The organism is Enterococcus sp. DIV0691 (assembly GCF_051711145.1).
In the GTDB taxonomy this organism is placed as follows: domain Bacteria; phylum Bacillota; class Bacilli; order Lactobacillales; family Enterococcaceae; genus Enterococcus_B; species Enterococcus_B hirae.
In genome coordinates, this window is record NZ_JBIOLY010000001.1 from 427,133 (window position 1) to 451,884 (window position 24,752).

General features: G+C 37.8%; 24 protein-coding genes. 16 read left to right on the forward strand and 8 right to left on the reverse strand.

From position 1 onward, the window contains the following. Positions 1 to 218: 218 nt before the first annotated feature. Positions 219 to 1,748 carry an ABC-F family ATP-binding cassette domain-containing protein gene (locus IGJ11_RS01960; RefSeq protein WP_053765776.1) on the reverse strand — a complete coding sequence of 510 codons (1,530 nt, stop codon included), beginning with the start codon at positions 1,746 to 1,748 and terminating at the stop codon, positions 219 to 221. A gap of 429 nt (positions 1,749 to 2,177) precedes the next feature. Here IGJ11_RS01960 and nagB point away from each other — a divergent pair, with 429 nt between their 5' ends. The 10 genes from nagB (at position 2,178) to alsE (ending at position 10,480) form a co-directional block, all read left to right on the forward strand. Then, the gene (nagB, locus tag IGJ11_RS01965; protein WP_438772268.1) at positions 2,178 to 2,879 is read left to right on the forward strand and encodes a glucosamine-6-phosphate deaminase; all 702 of its coding nucleotides are present in this window, start codon (positions 2,178 to 2,180) and stop codon (positions 2,877 to 2,879) included. Between the two features lie 145 nt (positions 2,880 to 3,024). Further along, complete coding sequence (locus IGJ11_RS01970; RefSeq protein WP_010720086.1) at positions 3,025 to 3,738, forward strand: MgtC/SapB family protein; 714 nt, start codon at positions 3,025 to 3,027, stop codon at positions 3,736 to 3,738. Positions 3,739 to 4,057: 319 nt separating this feature from the next. Beyond that, positions 4,058 to 5,197, forward strand: a complete 1,140-nt coding sequence (locus IGJ11_RS01975) for an AI-2E family transporter (RefSeq protein ID WP_034699501.1) — start codon at positions 4,058 to 4,060, stop codon at positions 5,195 to 5,197. A gap of 340 nt (positions 5,198 to 5,537) precedes the next feature. Further along, positions 5,538 to 7,022 carry a BglG family transcription antiterminator gene (locus tag IGJ11_RS01980; protein ID WP_010720084.1) on the forward strand — a complete coding sequence of 495 codons (1,485 nt, stop codon included), beginning with the start codon at positions 5,538 to 5,540 and terminating at the stop codon, positions 7,020 to 7,022. After that, complete coding sequence (locus IGJ11_RS01985) at positions 7,012 to 7,452, forward strand: PTS sugar transporter subunit IIA (protein WP_178286838.1); 441 nt, start codon at positions 7,012 to 7,014, stop codon at positions 7,450 to 7,452. The genes IGJ11_RS01980 and IGJ11_RS01985 overlap by 11 nt, the downstream gene beginning before the upstream one ends. Beyond that, entirely contained in the window at positions 7,449 to 7,760 is a 312-nt protein-coding gene (locus tag IGJ11_RS01990; protein ID WP_010720082.1) for a PTS fructose transporter subunit IIB, read from the forward strand. The genes IGJ11_RS01985 and IGJ11_RS01990 overlap by 4 nt, the downstream gene beginning before the upstream one ends. A 19-nt stretch (positions 7,761 to 7,779) precedes the next feature. After that, a complete protein-coding gene (locus tag IGJ11_RS01995) occupies positions 7,780 to 8,232 on the forward strand; it encodes a PTS sugar transporter subunit IIA (protein WP_207432760.1) in 453 nt (150 codons plus the stop codon). A 21-nt stretch (positions 8,233 to 8,253) separates the two neighbouring features. After that, complete coding sequence (locus tag IGJ11_RS02000) at positions 8,254 to 8,577, forward strand: PTS fructose transporter subunit IIB (protein WP_010720080.1); 324 nt, start codon at positions 8,254 to 8,256, stop codon at positions 8,575 to 8,577. 18 nt (positions 8,578 to 8,595) lie between these two features. Further along, positions 8,596 to 9,693: a PTS fructose transporter subunit IIC gene (locus tag IGJ11_RS02005; RefSeq protein ID WP_010720079.1), complete on the forward strand. Its 1,098-nt coding sequence runs from the start codon at positions 8,596 to 8,598 to the stop codon at positions 9,691 to 9,693. Positions 9,694 to 9,763: 70 nt separating this feature from the next. After that, positions 9,764 to 10,480, forward strand: coding sequence for a D-allulose 6-phosphate 3-epimerase (gene alsE, locus IGJ11_RS02010; RefSeq protein WP_010720078.1), 717 nt, complete (start codon positions 9,764 to 9,766; stop codon positions 10,478 to 10,480). A 196-nt stretch (positions 10,481 to 10,676) separates the two neighbouring features. On the opposite strand, the gene IGJ11_RS02015 is transcribed toward alsE, so the two are convergent. The 4 genes from IGJ11_RS02015 to IGJ11_RS02030 are packed head-to-tail and all read right to left on the reverse strand — an operon-like array spanning position 10,677 to position 15,375. Next, positions 10,677 to 11,435 carry a DeoR/GlpR family DNA-binding transcription regulator gene (locus IGJ11_RS02015; RefSeq protein ID WP_010720077.1) on the reverse strand — a complete coding sequence of 253 codons (759 nt, stop codon included), beginning with the start codon at positions 11,433 to 11,435 and terminating at the stop codon, positions 10,677 to 10,679. A 54-nt stretch (positions 11,436 to 11,489) separates the two neighbouring features. Beyond that, positions 11,490 to 12,128: an L-fuculose-phosphate aldolase gene (locus IGJ11_RS02020; protein ID WP_010738454.1), complete on the reverse strand. Its 639-nt coding sequence runs from the start codon at positions 12,126 to 12,128 to the stop codon at positions 11,490 to 11,492. A 21-nt stretch (positions 12,129 to 12,149) separates the two neighbouring features. Next, on the reverse strand, positions 12,150 to 13,931 hold the full coding sequence (locus IGJ11_RS02025) for an L-fucose isomerase (protein ID WP_207432764.1): 1,782 nt from the start codon (positions 13,929 to 13,931) through the stop codon (positions 12,150 to 12,152). Next, on the reverse strand, positions 13,918 to 15,375 hold the full coding sequence (locus tag IGJ11_RS02030) for a rhamnulokinase (RefSeq protein ID WP_207432767.1): 1,458 nt from the start codon (positions 15,373 to 15,375) through the stop codon (positions 13,918 to 13,920). The genes IGJ11_RS02025 and IGJ11_RS02030 overlap by 14 nt, the downstream gene beginning before the upstream one ends. Positions 15,376 to 15,563: 188 nt before the next feature. Between IGJ11_RS02030 and IGJ11_RS02035 the strand changes: the two genes are divergently transcribed. Genes IGJ11_RS02035 through IGJ11_RS02055 form a run of 5 tightly spaced genes read left to right on the forward strand, consistent with a single transcriptional unit; the run spans position 15,564 to position 20,182 of the window. Then, positions 15,564 to 16,880: an alpha-L-fucosidase gene (locus tag IGJ11_RS02035; protein ID WP_207432768.1), complete on the forward strand. Its 1,317-nt coding sequence runs from the start codon at positions 15,564 to 15,566 to the stop codon at positions 16,878 to 16,880. Continuing rightward, positions 16,877 to 17,836, forward strand: coding sequence for a PTS mannose/fructose/sorbose transporter subunit IIAB (locus tag IGJ11_RS02040; protein WP_063626542.1), 960 nt, complete (start codon positions 16,877 to 16,879; stop codon positions 17,834 to 17,836). Before IGJ11_RS02035 ends, IGJ11_RS02040 begins: the two co-directional genes overlap by 4 nt. Before the next feature lie 9 nt (positions 17,837 to 17,845). Beyond that, positions 17,846 to 18,655, forward strand: a complete 810-nt coding sequence (locus tag IGJ11_RS02045; RefSeq protein ID WP_010720071.1) for a PTS mannose/fructose/sorbose/N-acetylgalactosamine transporter subunit IIC — start codon at positions 17,846 to 17,848, stop codon at positions 18,653 to 18,655. Continuing rightward, positions 18,639 to 19,433 carry a PTS system mannose/fructose/sorbose family transporter subunit IID gene (locus tag IGJ11_RS02050; RefSeq protein ID WP_010720070.1) on the forward strand — a complete coding sequence of 265 codons (795 nt, stop codon included), beginning with the start codon at positions 18,639 to 18,641 and terminating at the stop codon, positions 19,431 to 19,433. The genes IGJ11_RS02045 and IGJ11_RS02050 overlap by 17 nt, the downstream gene beginning before the upstream one ends. Positions 19,434 to 19,477: 44 nt before the next feature. After that, positions 19,478 to 20,182 carry an SIS domain-containing protein gene (locus tag IGJ11_RS02055; RefSeq protein ID WP_010720069.1) on the forward strand — a complete coding sequence of 235 codons (705 nt, stop codon included), beginning with the start codon at positions 19,478 to 19,480 and terminating at the stop codon, positions 20,180 to 20,182. A gap of 107 nt (positions 20,183 to 20,289) precedes the next feature. Here IGJ11_RS02055 and nrdF read toward each other — a convergent pair whose 3' ends face one another. From nrdF to nrdH, 3 genes are all read right to left on the reverse strand, one after another. After that, on the reverse strand, positions 20,290 to 21,258 hold the full coding sequence (gene nrdF / locus IGJ11_RS02060; protein ID WP_010738448.1) for a class 1b ribonucleoside-diphosphate reductase subunit beta: 969 nt from the start codon (positions 21,256 to 21,258) through the stop codon (positions 20,290 to 20,292). Between the two features lie 54 nt (positions 21,259 to 21,312). Next, complete coding sequence (gene nrdE / locus IGJ11_RS02065) at positions 21,313 to 23,472, reverse strand: class 1b ribonucleoside-diphosphate reductase subunit alpha (RefSeq protein WP_010720067.1); 2,160 nt, start codon at positions 23,470 to 23,472, stop codon at positions 21,313 to 21,315. 146 nt (positions 23,473 to 23,618) lie between these two features. Continuing rightward, entirely contained in the window at positions 23,619 to 23,843 is a 225-nt protein-coding gene (nrdH, locus tag IGJ11_RS02070; protein WP_010738447.1) for a glutaredoxin-like protein NrdH, read from the reverse strand. A gap of 408 nt (positions 23,844 to 24,251) precedes the next feature. Between nrdH and IGJ11_RS02075 the strand changes: the two genes are divergently transcribed. Continuing rightward, a complete protein-coding gene (locus IGJ11_RS02075) occupies positions 24,252 to 24,752 on the forward strand; it encodes a FeoA family protein (protein ID WP_010720065.1) in 501 nt (166 codons plus the stop codon).

The following is a 24,752-nucleotide window of genomic DNA, read 5'->3' on the forward strand; positions in this document are numbered from 1 at the left end:
GCGAATGAAGATACAATAGACACTTAATAAGACTACCGTTTTTTTTTACGGTTCTAAATTGGGGCGATGTTTACCTGAACACTTAAGAAAAAAGAAAAGATTGTAAAAAACGATGAGCGAAACAGCAATAGCCCCATCCACACAAGGGTTCTTGTGTAGAGGAGACAGGCTGGTGTTAAAGGCTGTACATAATCTATTTTTAGAGAATTTAGTCAATTTTATCCCTCGATTTCAATGACTCGATCGACTAAATCCTGGTAAAATTCTTGTTCATGAGAGACGATGATTACCGTCCCAGGAAAATGCTTGATACCGGTTTGTAAGCTATCTTTTGTTTCATGATCGATATGATTCGTTGGTTCATCAAGAATTAATAAGTTTCCTTGGTTCATCGTGAGTTGTGCCAATTTTACTTTGGTTTGTTCACCACCGCTAAGAGTAGAAAGTGGTTCACTAGCTAGTTGATTGACTAAACCAGATTTGGCTAGTTGTCTTCTTAATTCTTTAACGGTTGCTTTAGGAAACTGTGCGCCTAGATATTGTAAGGGTGTTTCTAAAGGTTTTTCCCAAATGAGATCTTGTGAGAAATAATTGATCGCTGTGTTGTCGGGAAAGTGATATTCGCCGGCTAGTTGTTCGATTTCACCAATCAAGGTTTTCAAAAGTGTGGATTTACCAATACCATTAAATCCACGAATCGCCACTTTTTCACCAAAGCGGATGGTTAGGTTGATCGGCGAAAGCAAAGGTCGGTCATACCCAATAACTAAATCGGTCGTTTCAACAGCCAATGTCGTTACGATCGGAGAATAAGGAAAATCAAAGATTGGCTTAGCTGTTGAGGCAGGCGGAGTCAATCGCTCAATTTTATCTAATTGTTTTTGGCGACTTTTTGCCATGGTAGAGCGAGAACCAGCTTTATATTTTCGGATATAAGCTTCGGTTTTTTCGATGTGCTTTTGTTGGGCATGGAATTGGCGTAGATAACTTTCACGGTTTTGTTCTTTTTGTCGTAATGCTTGTTTTAAGTGCCCCGTATATTTGGTGATTTTACCAAATTCTATGTCAGCGATATGGGTTGTGATTTTATCTAAAAATTCTTGGTCATGAGAAATCACGATATAAGCGCCCTCGAATGATTGTAAAAATTGAGTAAGCCATTGGATATGTTGGTCATCTAAGTGATTGGTTGGTTCATCTAAGATCAGAACATCGGGATTTTCTAAGAGTAATTTTGCCAAAATCACTTTAGAACGCTGTCCGCCACTCAGTTTTTTTAGAGGAGTGGACAATCCTAAAACATCAATGCCTAGACCACTACTCATCTCAGCGACTAAGGTATCAATTTGATAGAATACTCCTTGGTCTAATTCTGTTTGAAGCTTTCCCGCTTTTTCGAGTAATGCCTCTTCCATTGTTTCGCTATATTCTTGATAAAGTTGGGTAATCAATGCTTCTTTTTTAAATTCATCAGAATAGGCTGTTTTTAAAAATTCTTCGATGGTTAATGTTTCATCCACCGCTACATATTGATCTAAATAGCCTCTATGGATATTTTTTTGCCAATGGACTTGTCCATCGTCTGGTAGAATTTCTCCTGTGATGATCTTGATCAACGTACTTTTGCCAGCTCCATTTTGTCCGATCAATCCTAGATGTTCTCCAGCATTGACTTGGAGTTGTACATTTTCATATAAGATTTTATCTCCAAATTGTTGCGTGATATTTGTTAATGTTAAAAGACTCATGTTCTGTTCCTTTCTAATAATGTTATGCATGTTAAGAAGACTAATAGAAGAAAGCAAAACAAATAAAAAAGCTGATCTGAAGTTGTTCAACATACTATAGGATCATTCGACATGATCGAACGAATCTAGGAGAACATGTCAGTTAAAATTTTTAAATAAGTTGCTCGTCTTTTAGAAAATCGTTTCTCAGTTAATGAGAAGTAGCAATTGTTTTCTAAATTTCTTGGTCTTTAATGTTTTAATTATAAAAAACGTATACTAAAAGTATCAGTTTAAAGGACATGCGATAGGTTATCTTATGCAACCTAACATGCGAGGGACAAGATTGTCAAGAAAACGAAAATCGTCGGTTTTGGTCTATACTAATATTGTAAAAAAAGACAAGTCGTGCTATAATTGGGCTATACCAAAAACAAAGGAGTAGTCGTTATGGAAATCATTCGAGTGAAAAATGCTGAAGAGGGCGGAAAAAAAGCTTTTGAAATTATTAAAAAAGGCATGGAAAATGGGGCAAAAGTATTAGGTCTTGCAACAGGTAGTACGCCAATTACTTTATACAAAGAAATGACTTCAAGCGATCTGGATTTCAGTGACATGACTTCTGTAAACTTAGACGAGTACGTTGGACTAGGCGGTTCAGATGATCAAAGTTACCGTCATTTTATGAATAGCCAATTGTTTGATAAAAAACCATTTAAAGAATCATATGTACCAGATGGAAAAGCTGCTGATCTTGAAGCGGCTTGTCAAGAATACGATGAAATCCTTGAACAACATCCAATCGATATCCAAATTCTAGGAATTGGTCAAAATGGACATATCGGATTTAATGAACCTGGTGCACCATTTGATGGCACAACTTCAGTAGTGGACTTAACAGAATCAACGATTAATGCGAATAAACGATTCTTTGAAAAGGCAGAAGATGTTCCAACAAAAGCTGTCTCAATGGGGATTGGTTCGATCTTAAAAGGAAAAGAGATTGTCTTACTTGCTTATGGTGAAAACAAAGCAGATGCAATCAAAAGAATGATTCAAGGACCAATGACCACTGATTTGCCAGCAAGTGCTTTACAAGAACACGACAACGTGATCGTGATTATTGATGATGCAGCAGGAAGCAAACTATAAGAATAAATAAAAATTTTGGGGGGCTGCTCGTTTTCAGCTCCCTTTTTTGATCGAATAAGATTTTTAATCTGTCGCACAAAGCAATGGGGGGATTTGCTTTGTTTGAAGTTGCGAAACATGCTATATTGGTTTGGAGGGGATTTATATGGATGAGATGATCTTATCGGTCCCAGAAATCATCTTACGACTAGGGATTGCATTGATCTTTGGCGGGGCGATTGGATTTGAACGGCAATATAAAAATCGTCCAGCAGGGATGCGGACGCATATTTTAGTATGTATGGGTGCTTGTATCATTGCGTTGATCCAAGTGGAAATTGCAAGTAAAGCGTTACGTGATGCGTTAGAATACCCAGAACTAGTTGGTACGATTCGCTCAGATGAAGCACGTTTGATTGCACAAGTCGTTAGTGGCGTTGGGTTTTTAGGAGCTGGCACGATCATTGTGACGAAACAATCAGTCACCGGGCTAACCACAGCTGCTTCCCTGTGGGCGATTGCTGGACTAGGAATCGCCATTGGTATGGGATTTTATTGGATTGCGATCATTAGTTTTATCGGGATCGTGATTGCATTAACGGTTGTCAAAAAAATTATCCACGTACCAACGACCAAAAAACTAGAAATCCAATATATTCATCGGAAAGAAACCAAAGATTTCTTGACCGAGTATTTTGAACAACGAGGAATTATCATTGAAGACGTAAATTTTGACGTGGATTTCGTGGAGGATTATCGGGTATATAAAAATATTTATACAATTGACTTACCAAAGGACATGACGTATGCAGATGTCATTGAAGAGTTATCTGTCCATAAAAATATCATGAAGCTTCATTTAGTTAGTGTGGCACAATGAAACAATTCCTTTCAGTTGGTAATATAAGGCTTTTCACACATTGGTTTTATGAAGAGTCGGTTACAAAAGAAAAAACGCTCATTCGCTAAGAGAGTATTTCCTATTTTAGCCAATGAGCGTTTTTTGGTGTCTTTTTTTGATTTATTTGCATTTGTTTAGATATTGATTTCAGTCATTAAGCTTAGAAGTTTCTTAAATTTGAAAATTAGCTACTAGTAATTAGAAAAAGAAAGAATATTTTTGTAGCTGTTTATCAGAAAAGAGCGCTTTAATTCTAATAAAATGATAAAATGAAAGTATCAAGAGTTGGAGGAGAGGTATGCAAGAAAAGTTTAAAAATTCAAAATTATTATTTTGGACTGTCGAGTTGGTACTAACGATCATTGGGGTATATTTTATTTTACAGATGCCAAATGTCTTTAGTCCAGTGTTAAAAATGTTATCAGCGATTTTATTGCCATTGTTGGTTGCTGGATTTTTCTATTATATGTTTGATCCGGTCGTTGTTTTTTTGGAAAAACGAAAAATCCCAAGGGTTTATGGATACATATTAACGCTAGTTGTTCTAGTCGTACTAGCGGTTTTAGCGATAATGAATGTAATTCCTCAATTGGCAGAACAGACGATCCAGTTGACTAAAAGTTTGCCGATGTATGCGGAAGAGACAAGTAAATGGCTCAATGAATTGGCACAGCGTGAGGAAATCAAAAATTTCAATATTGAAGAACAATTAGCTTCGGCTAATCTTTCGTTGAGTAATTTGTTCAATATTGTATTGGTAAGCTTATCCAGCAGTGTCTCTAAAGTTTTTTCATTTATGATGCAGTTTTTTGTTTTACTGTTTACCGTGCCTTTTATTCTATTATTCATGTTTAAAGACGGACACAAATTTATCGATGCTTTAGCAAAATTCTTTCCACAAGGGATTCGAGGTGAAGTACGTCAAACGGTCAAAGAACTAAATGAGACGTTATCGGCATATATCAGTAGTACGATCGTTGATGCGGTTATCATTGGTATCATGAGTTTTATTGCTATGACCATCTTTAAACAACCATATAGTTTATTGTTAGCTGTATTTTGTGGTATCACCAATATTATTCCATATGTGGGACCTTTTATTGGTGCTGTCCCGGCAGTGATCGTTGGTCTATTTGTTTCGCCATTCCAAGCATTATACATGGCGCTTTCGATCCTTGTTATCCAACAATTAGATGGAAATGTAATCAAACCGTTGTTATTTGGAAAAAACATGAATATGCATCCATTAACGATTATCTTAGTGTTGATCGGTGCTGGCAGTGTCGCAGGGATTCTAGGAATGTTGATTTGTATTCCGGTGTATGCTGTCATTAAAACATTAGTCTTGAATATCAGAAAAATTTACTTATTGCGAAAGTTTGATTCTGGTGTGGAACCAACGATCCAAGAGATAAAAACGAATGGACGTGAAAATTAAAGGTACTATAAAGAAGTAGAAGGTAGCACAACAGTAGTCACTAAGTAATTTTGTACACCATTCATTATTTATTAGAGAGTCTAGGAAAACGTCCTAGACTCTCTTTTTTTGTTAAAATTCTTATGAGTTCCTGGGATTGTTTGAAAATGAGTAATTTTTTCCCATAATAAGTTAAAAAAGACTATAATAAACAAAATCTTTCTTACGCTTTCGTAAAAAGTAAGTAACGGATAATGAATTTAAAGAAAACGCATACAAAATGTCTGTTGCAATGGACAAAGTCCAGTGAAACAAAATAAATAATGTGTCTTATGATAAAGATACACAGGGGGGATGAAACATGACTAGTCAGATGAATCGAGAAAATAAGTTGATCCTTTTGTTATCAAAACAAAAAGATTATATGACTTCAGAAGAACTAGCCATTCTATTAGAAACTTCGACCAAAACAATTTACCGTTTGATAAAGAAAATCAATCTTGAATTTCCTAACGGTCACTTGATCCTAGCCGAAAAAGGTCGGGGGTACAAATTAGATTATGGGAAGTTTATCGAACAAACCAATGAACTGAATAAACCCTCTGTAGAGCTATCGCCTGCTGAACGTCAAGATCGAGTAATGGAAGAATTGCTAATGGTTTCACCTAAAGCACTTAAAATCACTGAGCTGTTCAGAGATTATTATGTTGGTGATTCTGCTATTGCCAATGATGAAAAGCAGATTGCTAAGAAAATAAAAAAGTTTGATCTTGAACTGATCCGTAAAAATCGCACGCTTGCGATCCAAGGATCAGAAACAAATATTCGGCGAGGGATCGCCGAAGTCATCTGGCGGATGAATATTCTTGATATTGATGAAATCAATCGCACAAAAGAGCTGAATTTTAATCGTTACGATGTGTTGTTTGTATCAGAACAATTGAAATTGATTGAAAAAACATTAGGCGGTGGAATCCCTTATCCTTATAACGTCAATATTTTTTCACATCTGTACATCATGATCAGCCGTTCCAGAAAGACGAATTACCAAATCAAAGAAATCGAGTTATCTACCGAGCAACTTCAATCGTTAGACCACGAAAGTCCAATTTATGAGATGGCGATGATCGTGATCCAAAACGTGGAACGTTATCTCGTTACTCGCTTACCGATGAACGAAGTCTATTATTTGTATCAATATCTAGTATCCTCACGGATGGAAAAAACAACGCAAAAGAAACAGGTTTTTCCAGATAAAGTATCAGAAATTACCTCTTATTACCTGAAAGAGGTGGGCGACAAAATCAATCTCAAGGTGGCGAATGAAGCGATTTTTGTTGATCTAGCCAATCACATCAAACCAATGCTCAATCGGTTAAAAAATCATATCCATGTCAAAAACGGATTGTTAGAACAAATTCAATTGACCTATGAAGAGATTTATAAAAATGTATCAGTCGTTTCTAAAGATGTTAGCAAAAAGTATCAGCTACCTTTGATCAATCAAGATGAAATCGGTTTTATCACATTATATTTTGCACGAATGTTGGAAACACAGCAACTACCGATTCAAACACTGATCATGTGTACTACAGGGATCGGTACTTCAGAATTATTAAGAGCAAAAATCAATAAGAAGTTTCCTGAACTGGCGGTCGTTGATGTGATTGCCACCAAGAATTACCAATCAGCATTAGAAAAAAATCCCGGAATTGAATTGATTTTAACAACCATTGGAATCAAAGATCCGCTGCCTGCACGTACATTACTTGTTAGCGGCATGTTAACAGCAGATGATCAGTTAAGAATCCAACGAAAGATTGAGGAAATATACAATGAAAGATGATTGGCTCGAATATGTTCCTCCCACAGTATTCCATTCACGAAATGAAGTCTATGAATGGCTAGCACAGCAAGTCGATTCAGAAATGGGAATAAAAAAAGAACAAATCGTACAAGCGTTGTTGGAACGCGAGGAAACTGGAGATATTCAAATTGATGAAGGGGTACTTCTACCTCATATTGAAAATCAATTAGTCAAAGCAACAAAAGTCATTATTTTGCCATTAGAACAAAGAATTGCGCACTGGAACCCAGCAATCCAACAAGTCGAGTTGATTCTTGCGGTATTTCTGGCACCGCAAGAAAAAATCGAAACCAAGCGTCAAATAGCAAACTTCATGCGCCTACTAGCAGATGAACAAGTAATCGAAACTTTAAAAGAAGGAAAAAGACTGGAAACAATCGATGGAAACGAAAGGAGAAATGACAAATGAAAATCATTGGAGTAGCAGCTTGTACCGTGGGGATTGCCCACACCTACATTGCTCAAGAAAAATTAGAAAATGCAGCTAAAAAAGCAGGGCATGAGATACACGTAGAAACCCAAGGAACCATCGGGATCGAGAATGAACTAACGCCTGCACAAATCAAAGAAGCAGATTTGGTGATCTTAGCAGTAGATGTAAAAATCAGTGGTCGAGAACGGTTTGAAGGAAAGCGGATCATCCAAGTACCGACTGAAATTGCGATCAAATCACCAAATAAGTTGATTGAGAAAGCCATGGAAGTCGTAAAACAGTAAAGAATAGGAGTGAAATTTGATGGTAGAAGTAGCAAAAATCATTGATCCAAATAATATTAAGACCAATTTAGTGGGGGAAACGAAAGATGAAGTACTCAAAGAATTGGCAACGATGTTATTGCAAAATCATTATATTACAGATGTAGATGGCTTCATGGCAGATATCTATGCACGAGAAGAAGAAGGACAAACTGGGATCGGCAATTATATTGCCATTCCTCATGGGAAAAGTCCTTATGTAGATAGAATTGGTGTAGCAATCGGTGTTACAGAAAATGAAATCCCTTGGGAATCATTAGATGGTAAGGGAGTCAAAGGAATTATTTTATTTGCAGTGGGGGATGATAACGAAGGGGCACAAGAACACTTGAAGTTACTTTCACTATTTGCTAGGAAACTAGGTAATGATGAAGTAATCGAGCAATTGATCCAAGCAAAAGATGCAGATGAAGTGGTCGCAGCATTCAGCTAAAAATCAAAGGAGGATAAAAAGATGAAAATCGTTGGAGTAGCAGCTTGTACCGTGGGGATTGCCCACACCTATATTGCCCAAGAGAAACTAGAAAATGCGGCAAAAAAAGCAGGACATGAGATGCACGTAGAAACTCAAGGAACCATCGGGATCGAAAATGAATTAACGCCCGAACAAATCAAGGAAGCAGATTTGGTAATCTTAGCAGTTGACGTGAAAATCAGTGGTCGAGAACGCTTTGAAGGGAAAAGAATCATCCAAGTACCAACTGAGATTGCGGTGAAATCACCCAATAAATTGATTGAAAAAGCGCAAGAAGTGTTAGTACAGCAAAGTATTTCATAAAAATAAGGAGGAAGACTGATGGAAAAGATAAAGAAGCTGAATCTGAAAGGGCATTTGTTAACTGCCATCTCTTATTTAATTCCCATTGTGTGTGGTGCGGGATTTCTGATTGCGATTGGGATGGCATTTGGTGGAACGAGCCAAGGAACTTTGGTGCAAGGCGAATTTTCATTTTTTGATGCCTTAGCAACGATGGGTGGTGCTGGTTTAGGCTTATTACCAGTCGTGATTGCTACGGGGATTTCTTACTCGATTGCTGGAAAACCTGGTATTGCTCCTGGCTTTATTATTGGTTTAACAGCTAATGCGATCGGTGCAGGGTTTATTGGTGGAATATTAGGTGGTTATCTAGCTGGTTATCTTGTTTTAGCAATTTTAAAATATTTCAAAGTGCCAAATTGGGCAAAAGGCTTGATGCCAACATTGATTATTCCTTTTGTTGCTTCATTTATTGGTGGATTAGTGATGGTCTATGTGATTGGAGCTCCAGTCGCAGCATTCACTTCTTTACTAACGAACTTCTTGGATGGATTAGGAAACTCTTCCTTGTTGATCTTTGGGGGAGTGATCGGTTTACTAAGTGGTGTTGACTATGGTGGACCAATCAACAAGACAGTTTTTGCTTTTGTGTTAACGATGCAAGCAGAAGGCGTGAACGGTCCTATTACAGCTTTACAACTTGTGAATACCGCTACACCAATCGGTTTTGGCTTGGCTTATTTCATAGCTAAACTTTTCCGCAAAAACATTTATACAAAGGTTGAAGTGGAAACCTTAAAGTCAGCAGTTCCTATGGGTGTGATCAATATCGTTGAAGGGGTCATCCCGCTAGTGATGAATGATATTGTTCGTGGGGTTGTAGCAACTGCAATCGGGGGCTTTGCTGGTGGTGCGACTACTATGATCTTAGGTGCAGATGCAACGGTTCCTTTTGGAGGCGTTTTAATGATCCCAACGATGTCACGTCCTTGGGCAGGCGTTATCGCCATTTTAGTCAATGTGATCGTGACAGCGGTTGTTTTAGCCATCATTAAGAAAGATGTTGGTGAGGAAGTCACAACAGTCCCAGAAAAAGAAGAGGAAGACATTCGTTTAGATGACATTCAAATCTTTTAAGCGATAAAGCAAATTAGTTAAAAGGTGTCGCTATAGTGTAGATAAATTATAGAATAAAGGAGTTTTTTCAATGAGCAAAGTAGCTTTTTCACCATCCTTAATGACGATGGATTTAGATAAATTCAAAGAACAAATCGAATTTTTGAATGAACATGTTGATTCTTACCATATCGATATCATGGACGGCCATTACGTTCCGAACATTACATTATCGCCATGGTTCATCGATGAAGTACGTAAAATCAGTCAATTACCTATGTCTGCTCATTTAATGGTCAGCGATCAAAGTTTTTGGGTAAATCAACTAATCCAACAAAAATGTGAGTGGATTTGTATGCATGCTGAATTACTTGATGGTTTAGCTTTTCGTTTAATTGATCAAATCCATGATGCTGGCTTAAAAGCTGGAGTAGTCTTAAACCCTGAAACACCAATTGAAACGATTTTTCCTTATATCGAATTAGTTGATAAAGTAACGATCATGACAGTTGATCCAGGATTTGCTGGTCAACGATTTATCGAAAGTACATTAGATAAAATCACCGCATTACGACAATTACGGCAAGAAAAAGGATATCATTATTTGATCGAAATGGATGGTTCGTCTAACCGTCAATCATTTAAGCGAATTGATCAAGCCAATCCAGATATTTATATTATTGGGCGTAGCGGATTATTCGGCTTAGATGAGGATATCAAAACTTCTTGGGAGATCATGAAAAAAGATTTTGAAGAGATGACTGGAAAAACAGTCGAATCAAATAGTATAAATGCGTACAGTCTATAGCTATACAAGAATCAAAAATTACTTTTAGGGAATAAATACGCTTTTCTTGCAATACCCGTGTAAGAAATGCTGAGAATATAAACAAAAAATAAACCAAAGAACTTCAAAAATAGGGAAATCTATTTTTTGGATTCTTTGGTTTATTTTGCGTACTTAGGTTTAGGTACCTCTGTCACGATCTCTCAAAAATGATCGATCAATAGAGAAATTCGGTATCGTGTTTCAATGCAAGTTGTAAGTAATCATCTGCTGGTTGTTGATCCGTGACGATGTATTCAAAAGAGGTCCAATCAGAAAATTTATACGCATGTTTTTTATCAAATTTTGTATAGTCGACTAATAACAAACTTTTATCTCCTCTAGACATTACCTTCTTTTTCACTAAGGCTTGAGCAAAATTAGCTTCATAGATCCCTGATAAATCAATTCCTGTCGAACTAAAAATACATAAATCGATTTGAAAAAGGTCTAAGAAAGAATTCCCATAGTCCCCAACAACGCTCTCGGCATCCTTGATTACTTCACCCGCCAGCATAAAAACTTTGGAATCTTCCGTACAAGCTTGAGAAAGCTCATAGGCGATTTTCAAGCCATTGGTTATGACAACGAGATTTGACAGTTTAACTAAATAGGGGAGCAGCTGTTTCACAGTTGAACTTGAGTCAATAAAAAGACTCATTCCTGGTCCGATAAATGTGCTAGCGATCTCCGCAATTTTTTCTTTTTCTTGAACCATGACATTTTCACGATAATTTGTTGAGATGACGTGATTTCGTTCGACTTCTAAAACGACACCACCACGGTAACGACGGATGATCCCATCTTTTTCAAGTGCGACTAATTCACGCCTTAAAGTCGAAGGAGAGCAAAACAACTGTTTTTGCAGTTCTGAGTTATCTAATTTTTTATATTTTTTTAGCAAAGTTAAGATTTGTTCTTTTCGTGACTCAGTCATGGCTATCCCTCCTTAACCACTGGTCTAACATGACTAAAGTGTACCACAAGAAACTTATTTTTGTCCGTATGTTTTAAAACGAATCGCCATATTTGCCATTTCTTCTTCGGACATCAAGGTTGGTTTGCCAACACTTGAAGCTATGATATGGACTTTTGAACAATATTCTAATTCTTCTAAAACGGCAAAGGCTTCAGTCATTGTCTTTCCACCAGTCAAAACGCCATGATTTGCTAATAAAACGGCTTTTCGATCTTTCATGGCTTCATAGGCATTTAGAGATAATTCTTCCGTGCCAAATGAAGCATAGTCTGCACAACGAACATCTTTACCGGCAACAGCAATCATGTAATGTGATGCAGGCAATGGTTGTCTGAGGACCGCTAGGGCAGTGGAATAAATCGTGTGACCATGGATGATATAGTCCAGATCTTCCCGCTTTTCATACATGATTCCGTGCATTCGCCATTCACTGGAAGGACGACGATGACCTTGAACGATCGTGCCATCTAATCGCATAGTCACGATGTCAGGTAATTCGATTTTATCAAATGGGATTCCAGAAGGCGTGATGAGCATCACTTCATCTTGTCGGATATACGTACTTAAATTTCCGCCTGTTCCTAAGGTATAGCCATCTGCTATTAATTTATTTCCATAATCGATCAATTCTTGTTTTTGTATTGAATACATCATAATCCTTCTTCCATCATCTTATTTATAAAAGGGGCCAAATGATTGGCAAGCATTGAAATCAGCTGCTTCTAAATCTTTTGTTCCGAAACCAGAAAAGGCGTGGGGTCTAAAGATTTTTTCACTAGGTACGTTGTGAAGTGAAACGGGAATGCGCAACATACTGGCTAATGTCAGTAGTTCTGCGCCTACGTGACCGTGTACACTAGCGCCATGGTTGCTTCCCCAGTGGTTCATCATCGTATACACATCTTCAAAACCTTTCTCACCTAAGTTTGGTGCAAACCAGAGTGTTGGCCATGTTTGATCGGTTCGTTCGTTTAAGATGTCATGGACTTCATCAGGTAATGAACAGGAATAACCCTCTGCTACTTGTAAAGTTGGTCCCACACCCTCAACGATATTCAAACGAATGAGCGTTAAAGGTAATTCTGCTTGTAGATGGTATTGACTGGAGAAGCCACCGCCTCTAAAGTATTCATAATTAGCACGACACCATTTTGTTTTTTCTAAGCAAGCTTGGATATCGGTTTTTGTCATATTCCAAAATTCTTTCATCGTTGGATTACCTTCGTGATCGATACTTCCACCACTGCCATCTAAAGCACTCGCACCTGAATTCAGTAGATGGATTAAGCCATGTTGTGCTTTACCCGTTAATTTGTGCCCAGTGATTCTTTCCACTGACTCCGCACTCCAATAGGTTCTGACATCGGAAAAAATCGGTGCTTTATTAGTCAATAAAGAGCCAAATAACATAGCAGCAGCGTTACAGGTATCATTTTCAGTAGCGAATGAGACGGGTTGTTTAGGGCCGTTCCAGTCAAAAGTACTTGTTAAAATAGATTCCATAAAATCGCCATTGGGTAGCCAGTCGGTCCATTGTCGTTGTCCTTGGAACCCTCCAGCAATGGCATTTCTGCCTTTTGCTTCTTCCATCCAACCCAATTTTGCTAGTTCAGGGTTGCCAAATAAAAGATCACGAACGATTAGGGTTTGTTTGGCAATAAAGTCCCACTGATCTTCTTCAGCGATATAGCGTGATTTTGTAATGACTTCAGGGAATGACTTGCCTGCATTGATATCGATTCCTTCCTGACAATATTGTTTGATCCAAGTTCTAATGGTGTCATATTCTTTCGGATCAAAGATATTTAGTTCGATTCGACGTAAGACTTCAGTCATATCCACATATTCAACTTGCATTCCTAGATATTTTTCAAAAAAGGTTTGATTGATTTGACTACCGGCAATTCCCATTGAAGAAGCACCGATATTCACATAAGATTTGTTTTTCATTTCCCCGGCAGCCACACTCGCACGTGCAAAGAGTAAGATTTTTTCTTGGACGTCAGCTGGAATCGACTTGTCGTCACTATCTTGGACTTGTTCACCATAGATCTTATAGGCAGGGATTCCTTTTTGCGCATAGCCACTCATAGCGGCAGCTAAGTAAACAGCTCCTGGTCGTTCTGTACCATTAAATCCCCAAATCGCCTTAAAGGTATCTGGTCGTAAATCGATCGTTTCTGTGCCATAGCACCAGCAAGGTGTCACCGTTAAGGTAGCGACCACATCTTGACGGGCAAAATCATCGTCAACAAAGCTGGCATCGGCGTAACCGCCAATCGTTTGTTCTGGTAAAACGCACTGTACTGGAGTGCCGTCCATGTAATAAAGGGATGATTCGATCAATTCTTTTGCTCGACGCGCCATGTCCAGCGTTTGTTGTTCTAATGATTCACGGACGCCTCCTTGTCTGCCATCGATCGTGGGTCTAATGCCGATTTTAGGATAATTCATTGATGTTCCTCCTCATAAATTGTTTATAGTTGATATAAGTTTGGTTAAAGGGTGTCGAAGTTTCTGGAAAAAAAGAAATTGGTGGATAATTTTCTGTAACGAGCGTAACTAATTCGTCTCTATTTTTGATTGCTTTGATCGCTAAAAATTGGGCTAACGCATTACCTAAAGCTGAATTTTCAGAATAGCAGACCTCTATCGTTGTTTGCGTTAAATTGGCTGTTAGTTGAGTCAAAAAGTGTGATTTACTCCCACCACCAAATAAATATAGATTAGTGAAAGGAGCGGAACCTGCTAATTTATCGAACGTTTCAGCGTATTTAAATGCTAGATTTTGATAGATGGCTAAAAACAATTGTTGTGGCTCTTCAATTGATGAAAAATGATGTTGGTTTCCGTATTGCTGCAATTTTTTTACAAATTGACCTTTACTCAAAAATTCAGGATGTTCGTTATCAAAGAAAAAATGAATCGGCTCAGCAGTAAGTAGCATGTCTTGGATCTGTTGGATCGTGATTGACTGGGTTTGATTGCTGAACGCTAAAGCTTCCTCAATGAACCACATTCCTAACATGTTTTTGAGTTTTAATATTTTTCCATCACCGGCTTGTTCATAAGAATAGTTCGTATCTAATGGGTGATTGACCAAAATTCCTCTTTCTGATTTTTCTCCTAGAACAGACCAGGTGCCAGAGGATAAAAAGAAACAAGAGTGATCGTTGGTTGGTAAAGCAAAGATCGCACTAGCAGTATCATGGGACATCACCGAATGAATCGGAAGTTGTTTTTCGGCTAGATTTATCAAACCGATTTTTGTATATGGAAGAACGATCGTTGAGAACAAGGAAGGGGAAATCCCTAATTGTTCAATAAGGTCGGATGCCCATTGATGTTTATCGATATCGAATAATTGACTCGTTGAGGCGATCGAAGATTCTGTTAAGATCGTACCTGTTAATAAAAAATGGATCAGATCAGGCATCATCAAAAGAGTACTTGCTTTATTTAGCTGCTCAGGATAATGTTCTTTCAAGTAGAGTAGTTGGGAACTGGTATTGATCGATGCATTTGGAATCCCTGTACGTTCGTGAAAGTGAGTTGGTAAATCCCCACCATAATGTAAATTAGGTTCTTTCAGCATAGTTTGATAGCAAAGTGGTGGTAGCACTAGCTGTCCTTTTTTATCTATCAAACCAAAATCACAGCCCCATGTATCGATACCGATACTTTCAATGACATATTCTGTAGTTGCTAAAGTAATGATTTCCTTGATATTCGTCATGATTTTCTCAATATTCCAATGGATTTCATCTTTGTTGGGATCAATCACTTGGTAATCAGTGAAACGATAAACTTTTTCTTCCTTGATTTGACCATTCATTAAGGAAAAAACGATACCTCGCGCACTGGTAGCACCTAAATCAAAGGCTAAGATCGTACTCATAGATTTTTCCTCCTTTTCTAAGTGGATAGCAAATCTGCTTCGGTTATAATCATACAATAGAACGCTTACATATTTTCGCGTGAATCATTTTTTGAATAAATGTCAACAAATTATTCAAGTATGGAAACGTTTTAAATTGCTCGTTATACTTTGGTTAAATCAAATAGAAATGTTAACGGAGGAAAAAAATGAGTGTAAATAGTGAACGAAAATGGTTTTCTGAGAGTCGATATGGTTTATTTATTCATTTCGGATTGTATTCAGTGGCAGGAAGACATGAATGGGTCCAGACTTTAGAAGAAATCAGTGTAGCAGATTACCAAAAATATCTGGATCAATTCGATCCTGATTTATTAGATCCACATGAATGGGCTCAAAAAGCCAAAGAAGCAGGTTTTAAGTATGTCATCATTACAGCAAAACATCATGATGGCTTTTGTTTATGGCATACGAAAGAAACAGAATATCACATAGGAAAAACACCATATCAGAGAGATTTGTTAGGAGAATTGATTGAAGCATTTCGTCAAGTTGGAATCAAGATCGGTCTTTATTATTCTCTATTAGACTGGCATCATCCAGATTTCTTAGTAGATGGCTATCATCCAATGAGAAATAATCCAACCTATATCGAACAACATCCTGGCAACATGGAAAATTATCGCCAATTTATGGCAAATCAAGTCAGAGAATTATTGACAAGTTACGGTACGATCGACTATCTATGGTTTGATTTTTCTTATAAAAGCAGAGATTGGGGGACTTCGGTCGGTAAAGGGGCGCAAGATTGGGGAAGTGTTGAATTAGAAAAAATGATCCATAAGATTCAACCCAATATTTTGATCAATGACCGGTTAGACTTACATCGTGGTGTACTTACCCCAGAACAATTTGCTAGAAGTAAGGCAATGGACAATGAAGAAGAGGTATGGGAAACCGTTCAAACCTTAAATAATAGTTGGGGTTACGATCGGGACAACCTTAATTTCAAAACGAGTGAAATGGTAGCGAAACAACTAGTGGATACTGTCTCCAAAGGTGGGAATTTCACGATGAATATTGGACCAAACGCACGAGGAGAGTGGGATGACAATAGCGATAGCATTTTAAGTTCTGTTGGTCAATGGCTACGAAAACATGGAAAAGCGATTTACGGTGCGGGGTTATCTAGTTTTACACCACCTCAAGATTGTCGATACACTCAAAAAGGAAATAAATTATATCTTCACATTTTTAGTTGGCCTTATCGAACGATTTTATTACCAGAATTAGGTGGGAAAGTGAAGTTTGCGAAACTGCTCAATGATGGTTCCGAGATTCGTTTTGTCGATACGAAGCATTTAGGAGGAGAAAGAAAAGCGACAACTAATTTATACAAAGAGATTACTGAAGTTCATGTGAAGGAGGCGCTTGACCCGAGCATGTTGATGCTAAACATTCCGATTAAAGAACCAAATGAATTGATCCCAGTGATTGAATTGACACTAAAGGAGGAAGAAAAATGAGTATCGGCATTATTCTTGCAAGCCATGGCGAGTTCGCTTTAGGCGTAAAGCAAACGGGAGACATGATCTTTGGAGAACAAGAACAGGTAGATGTGTGTGTATTGATGCCTGAAAATAGTCCAGAAGAGTTTCGCCACCAAGTGGAACAGGTGTTAGCGAAGTATTCCGTTGATGATGAACTGTTGTGTTTAGTTGATCTATGGAGTGGGACACCTTTTAATCAGCTGAACCAGCTGAAAGAAGAAGGAAGCAGAAAAATCGAAATTGTTTCTGGTTTGAATATTCCGATGCTGCTTCAAGCTTATAGCGAACGCTTTAATCCTAAGGCTTCGCTGAATGAAATCGTTCAGACTATTTCGACCGTCGGTGTTCAAGGGATTAAAATGTCCCTTGGAAGCACCGCAGCGGATTTACCATCGAACACAGCAGAGACTGAGCCATCAGTTGTGGCTTCCGTTTCCAACAAAATGAGTGAATTGGGGATCAGCCATGTCCGATTGGATGAACGGTTGATCCATGGTCAAGTAGCGACACTTTGGTTAGGGAAAATGGGAACAACAAGAGTTATGATCGTTGATGATGGAGTGGTCAATGATCCAATTGCTAAGGCCTCTTTAAAAGCTGCTGTTCCTGGTGGTATCAAATTGAGTATATTGAAAACGGTTACCGCTGCAAAACGGTTAAAAGAAGGGATTTATCAAGATCAAAAAATCATGTTGCTTACCAAAAAGATTCAAACGATCTTTGATTTGATCGATGCGGGTGTACCAATTGAATCATTTAATTTAGGCAATGCCAGTTCGAGAGAAGGAACCCTTCAAATCAAAAAATCCGTCTTTTTAACCGAAGCAGAAATTGCGAAGATTTTAGAGTTGGAAAAAGCAGGAGTCGTTGTGACGGCACAAATGGTACCAATGGAAGAAGAAAAACGATTTTCACAATTTTACGGAAAGTAGGGGGAACGAATGAATATAGAAATTTGGCAAATCATCGTATTATCACTGTTAGGATTTTATGTCATCATCGAAAATTTAGGGATCAATGTGATTGCTAACCAAGCACTGATCGTAGGTACCATTACAGGTTTAGTAATGGGGGATCTGACCACTGGATTGGCAGTAGGTGCGACATTGCAATTAATGGGATTGGGGATTCAAGCTTATGGAGGAGCAAGTGTCCCAGATTATATGACCGCTTCGATCGTGGGAACTGTTTTTGCGATTACGAGTGGAAGAGGTGTGGAATTTGGTATCGGATTAGCTGTTCCAGTAGCATTGTTGATGATCCAGTTAGATATTTTTGCTCGATTTTGCAATGTGTTCTTTCAAAAGAGAATCGATAAAAATATTCGTTTAGCTGATACTAAAAAAATAAGAATTTATCACTTGTTGGGAGCAATGAGTTGGGGATTATCACGAGGAGTACCTATTTTTATCGTCTTTAGTTTTGGTGACCGAGTGATTCAAATTGTTTCAGATGTAATTCCAGAATGGTTGACTGGTGGGTTGGCGGTTGCAGGAGGCATGTTACCAGCAGTCGGTATCGCCATTTTATTAAGATTTTTACCAGTTAAAAATTTCATTACGTACTTGATGATTGGGTTTTTGGCAGTTGCTTACTTAAAGATGCCTATGTTTGGCGTGGCTTTATTAGGATTGGCTTTAGCCATTTTACAATTTAAGAATTTGATTGGAAAGCAAAACAATCTGACACAAGTGGCTCAAGCTGATGCAAATGGAAAAGGAGGATTAAGTGCTGATGAGTACGAAGATTAATCAAAAAGACCTAGATAAAGTAAGTATCAATTGGTTGTATGGTAGCCAATTGTCTTGGAACTATGAGCGAATGATGGGTGGGGGCTATTTGTACTCCATGTTACCGATCATCGAAAAACTCTACGGCGACGATGAAGAAACCAAGATTGCCATGATGAACATGCAAAGTCAATTTTTTAATACCACACCACATATGGGCGGTTTTATTTTGGGAATCGATATCGCTACTGAAGAAGCGGAAGGCAAACAATCAAAAGATACGGTGTCTAGTTTGAAAACTGGATTAATGGGTTCCTTTGCCGGTGTCGGGGATACGATTTTTGGAGTATTGTTCCCAACTGTTTTTGGTTCAGTGGCTTCCTATTTAGCTCTACAAGGAAACGCGATCGGAGTTGCTGTTTGGGTATTAGTAAATCTGGCGATTTTAGTCTTTCGATTTTTCTCTGTAAGAATAGGTTATACTCAAGGCGTGAAATTAGTGACTAGTATGTCCGGACATTTGAATGCGTTGACCAATGCTGCTACTTTATTAGGGGTCACGGTGATTGGTGCCATGATTCCATCGGTGATCAATGCCCAAATTACTTGGACCTTTAAAACGGGAGATGTCGAACTTAACCTTCAAGAAACACTAGATCAGATCATGCCGATGATGATTCCAGCCCTTTTAGTGGGTGTCATTTATTGGTTGTTAGGCAAAAAATACTTTAATTCAACAAGAGCGATTTTAGCGATCATGGTGTTATCGATCTTATTAAGAGTATTCGGAATCATGTGATTTTCTAACTAAATGAGGAATAATCATAAAAAGGAGAGAGCCTTATGACACTCGCATTTTTTGAAGAATGTAAAAAATTAACTGAAACATTAGAGAAGTATGAAACAGAAAATATAACGAAAGCAGCCCAAATCGTAGCCGATGGAATTATGAACGGTGGGATTACGCAGGCTTTTGGTAGCGGACATTCCCATGCAGCAGCGCTAGAAATCAGTGGGCGTGCAGGTGGATTGATACCGTCAAAACTGATTTTAGATCCTGCGGGGGGCATGTACGAACAACATGCTGGTGTCGGACGAACGCTCATGCACAAAGTATCCATCCATCCCAATGATGTCTTTTTCCTGATTTCTAATTCTGGGAGAAACCCCATGGCAATTGAAATGGCTGAGGAAATCAAAAAGCGTGGAAATAAATTGATCGTGGTCACGGCATTGGCTGCCTCTAAAGCATCCACTTCACGACATGAAAGTGGAAAGTTATTATATGAATTTGCGGATGTTGTTTTAGATAACCACTCTGTTTATGGCGATGCGGTATTACCTGTTGATGGATTAGAGACCAAAGTATGCGGGACTTCGACATATGCGGCTACATTGTTACTCCAACAAACGATGTTAGAAGCCATTGAGCGAATGGTTGCTCAAGGTTTTGAACCGCCAGTTTATTTAAGTGCGAATATCGATGGGGGACACGAACGAAATCTAAAAATCGAAGACCAGTATGCAGAGAGAATTTTCCATATTTAGTTTCATGAACATATCAAATGATTGACTGAGAAAAAGCACATAAAAAAGCACATAAAAAAGAACGTTTAAGGTGGGGACAACCCAACGCTTAAACGTTCTTTTCCTATTTAGTCATCTAAACCAATCAAATAATCGTCATCTTGCATTGCTTCCACATGCCCTAAGAGGTAGCCATTTCCCACTTGTGAGAAGAAATCATGGTTGCTGGTACCGGTAGAGATACCGTTCATCACGATTGGATTGACATCATTCGCTGTATCTGGAAAAAGTGGATCCATTCCCAGGTTCATCAATGCTTTATTGGCATTGTAGCGCAAGAATGTTTTTACTTCTTCCGTCCAACCGATTGGATCATACAGTTCCTCGGTATAACGTTCTTCATTTTCGTACAATTCATATAATAAATTATACATCCAGTCTTTTAGCTGCTCTTGTGCTTCTTCTGATAGTTCATTGTAACCTAATTGGAATTTGTAGCCAATGTAAGTCCCATGAACAGATTCATCTCGAATAATCAATTTGATGATTTCTGCTACATTCGCTAACTTATTATTTCCTAAATAATAAAGAGGAGTATAAAAGCCGGAATAAAATAAGAATGTTTCTAAGAACACACTAGCGATTTTCTTTTCTAAAGCTGTGCCATTTTTGTAGATTTCATTGATACGTTCCGCTTTTTTTTGTAAATAAGGATTTGTATTCGTCCATTCAAAGATTTCTTCGATTTCTTTTTTTGTATTCAATGTACTAAAAATGGAAGAATAACTTTTTGCATGGACCGATTCCATAAATTGGATATTGTTCAATACAGCCTCTTCATGCGGCGTACGGACATCCTTACGCAGCTGATCCATTCCGCTTTCTGATTGGACAGTATCGAGTAAAGTCAGTCCACCGAAGACATGGCCAACCGTATCTTTTTCTAACTGTGACAGTGTCCGCCAGTCATCTAAATCATTAGACAAAGGAATACGGGTATCTAACCAAAATTGTTCAGTTAGTTTCTCCCACGTAGATTTATCAATGATATCTTCAATTTCATTCCAGTTTATTGCTTCATAGTAAGTTTCTGACATGAGAAATGCTCCTTTATTTAAATTACCTGTCTGTTCATTTTTTGCTTACTTGTTTTAGATGACACAACTTTCACATTGATTGCTGCCGATTTCTTCTGCATCATCAGTAAACGTCCGAACGTAATAAATTGATTTGATTCCTTTATGGAAAGCGTAGTGACGTAAGATATTCAAATCACGTGTTGTTTGTTTAGTCGTTGTTTTCCATTCATATAGACCTTCTGGGATTTCAGAACGCATAAATAGGGTTAAACTCATTCCTTGATCTACATGTTGTTGAGCAGTTGCGTAAATGTCAATGACTTTTCGCATGTCCATGTCATAAGCTGAAGTATAGTAAGGAATTGTTTCATTTGACAGATAAGGCGCTGGGTAATAGATTTTCCCGATTTTCTTTTCTTGACGCTCTTCGATCATGCGTGTAATCGGATGAATACTTGCACTAGTGTCATTGATATAAGAAATCGAACCATTCGGTGCTACAGCTAGACGATTTTGATGGTATAAACCATCGGTCATGATCGCTTGTTTTAAGTTTTCCCAATCTTCAGCAGTTGGAATAAAGATTCCTTCAAATAAAGCTTTTACTTTATCAGATTTTGGTTGGAATTCTCCAGTAACATATTTATCAAAATAGCTTCCATCTGCATAAGCAGATTTTTCAAAGTTATGGAAGACTTGTTTTCTTTCACGAGCAATCGTATTACTTTCAACTAATGTCCAGTAATTTAAAAGCATAAAGTAAATATTTGTGAAATCTAAGGATTCTTCAGAGCCATACGCCATTTGTTCCTTCGCAAAGAAAGTGTGTAAGCCCATTGCTCCTAGTCCGATCGTATGATTCAATTTGTTTCCATTTTGGATTGGAGGGACAACATCGATATCGGAAGCATCTGTGATGTAAGTCAATGCCCGTGTCATCGTACGCACAGACTGACCAAAATCAGGGCTGTCCATCAAGTTAACGATGTTAGTCGAACCGAGATTACATGAGATGTCCGTTCCTAATACTTCATATTCTTGTTTTCCATTGATAACAGAAGGTGTTTGAACTTGTAGGATTTCCGAACACAAGTTACTCATGATGATCTTTCCGTCAACTGGATTTTCACGATTAGCTGTATCAATATTGATGATATAAGGATAACCGGATTCTTGTTGTAATTTCGAAATTTCATTTTCAAGTTCACGTGCTTTGATTTTTTGTTTCCGAATATTAGGATTCGCTACTAAATGATCATACTCAGCAGTGATGTCGACATAAGAAAATGGCACGCCATATTCTTTTTCCACACTATAAGGACTGAAAAGATACATTTCTTCATTTTTACGAGCTAACTCGTAAAATTTATCAGGAACGATTACACCAAGTGAAAGTGTCTTTACTCGGATCTTTTCATCTGCATTTTCTTTCTTGGCAGAAAGAAAAGCAATGATATCTGGGTGGAAGACGTTCAAATAAACGACACCAGCACCTTGACGTTGACCTAATTGGTTTGAATAGCTAAAACTATCTTCAAATAATTTCATAACAGGGACAACACCACTTGCTGCTCCTTCATAACCTTTGATCGGTGCCCCCGCTTCACGTAGGTTTGAAAGAGTGATCCCAACACCACCACCGATACGTGATAGTTGTAAAGCAGAGTTGATCGAACGACCGATAGAGTTCATATCATCAGTTACTTGTGTCAAGAAACAAGAAACGAGTTCCCCACGACGTTTCCGACCGGCATTCAAGAAAGAAGGGGTAGCAGGTTGGTAACGTTGGTGGATCATTTCATCTGCTAAAGACAGCGCCAATTGTTCATCACCATTAGCAAAATAAAGTGCGTTGAAAGCTACTCGATCTTCATAAGATTCAAGATAAGCAGTCCCGTCATTCGTTTTTAACGCATATTGTGAATAAAATTTGTAGGCAGCCATAAATGATTTAAAGGTAAAGTGTTGTTCTGCTAAAAATTGATAAAGTGATTCAATAAATTCAGCAGAGTACAGTTGGATAAATTCTGACTCTAAATAGTCGTTTTCAATCAAATAATTGATTTTATCCATTGCTGTTGCAAACGTCATCGTGTTTGGTTTGACATTTTCTTCAAAAAAAGCGGTTAGCGCTTCTTTATCTTTATTTAGCGGGATCTGACCATTTACTGGTCGATTGATTTCATTGTTTAATTTAAAGTAACTAACATCTTTTAACTGCTTAAGACTCATAAGTACGCCCAACCTTCATTCCATATTTTGATAGTGAATATTGTTTCGTGCTGTAAAAAAGGATTTGGGGAGTTTACGGCAAAAACAAGTGCCTCAATTCCATCAAATCCAATTCTACGTTCTTTTCCATTTCGATTGACTGGTGACTAACTAGCAAGTTTGCGAAGTTGATCTGGTCGAAACCCGATCACCGTTTGTGCATCTGACGTAATGACAGGAACACTTTGGAATCCTTGAGCTTTTAACCATTCAATTGCATCTGGTTGTTCGTCGATATTAACTTCTTCAAAATCGATTTGGTTGTCAGTTAAAAAGCGTTTGACCATCTTGCATTGCATACAATTATTTTTAGAAAATATTTTGACATTCATGTGTATTGCCTCCTCCACAGCTCTTGTTTATCTATAATGAATAGTATAAAACTATTAGTAAAAAAGTCAAACAACAAACACTACATCTTGTGTTGTGGAAACTGTGGAATACTATGTTTTGTGGTTTTTGAAAAACAGCTGAAAACAAGTAACAGGGGAAAAAATACTTGTTTTAGTACAGTGAAGGTTGTGGAAAAATCCCCGAAAAGATTTTTTTATCTCCTTATTAAGTGGTTAAATGAAAGTTCGCTCATAAAATCACAACGTTCGTTGACTTTATGAAGTAACGAGAGTATTCTTATTGAGAATGATTCTCAATGTATGTTGATAAATGAAGTAAATAATAGGGAAAATAAATAGAAAGAACTATCATGATGTTTTTCACAAGAAGGAGATGAAAATCGATTTATGAATTTGAATGCTACTTTATCTTTAGATGCCACTGTCCCTTTAGAAGAAGCGAAGCTAAATCTTGTTTACCAAATTGAAAAATTGCAAACGAGTGAAGCAGTCAAAAAACATTTGCAAAATCTCGGTATAATCGTTGGAAGTAAACTCGTTGTTATCAATCGATCAGGAAGTAATGGAATCGTCCTGCTAAAAAATAATCGGATCGCGATCGATCGAGAGTTGTTTAAACAAATTTTAGTGAAAAAGAACGAACTTTCTAAGGATAACTGGACTTCATTAGATCAACTGACTGTTGGAGAACGAGGAATCGTTGTAGGAATACATGGAAAAGGCGCTGTTAAACGGCGTTTGATGGATATGGGTGTAACGAAAAATGTTCCTTTGACCGTAAGAAAATTAGCACCACTAGGAGATCCGCTAGAAATTACCTTGCGAGGGTATGAGTTAACGCTTCGTAAAGAAGAAGCAATGTTGATCCTTGTGCAAAAAGAGGTGTAA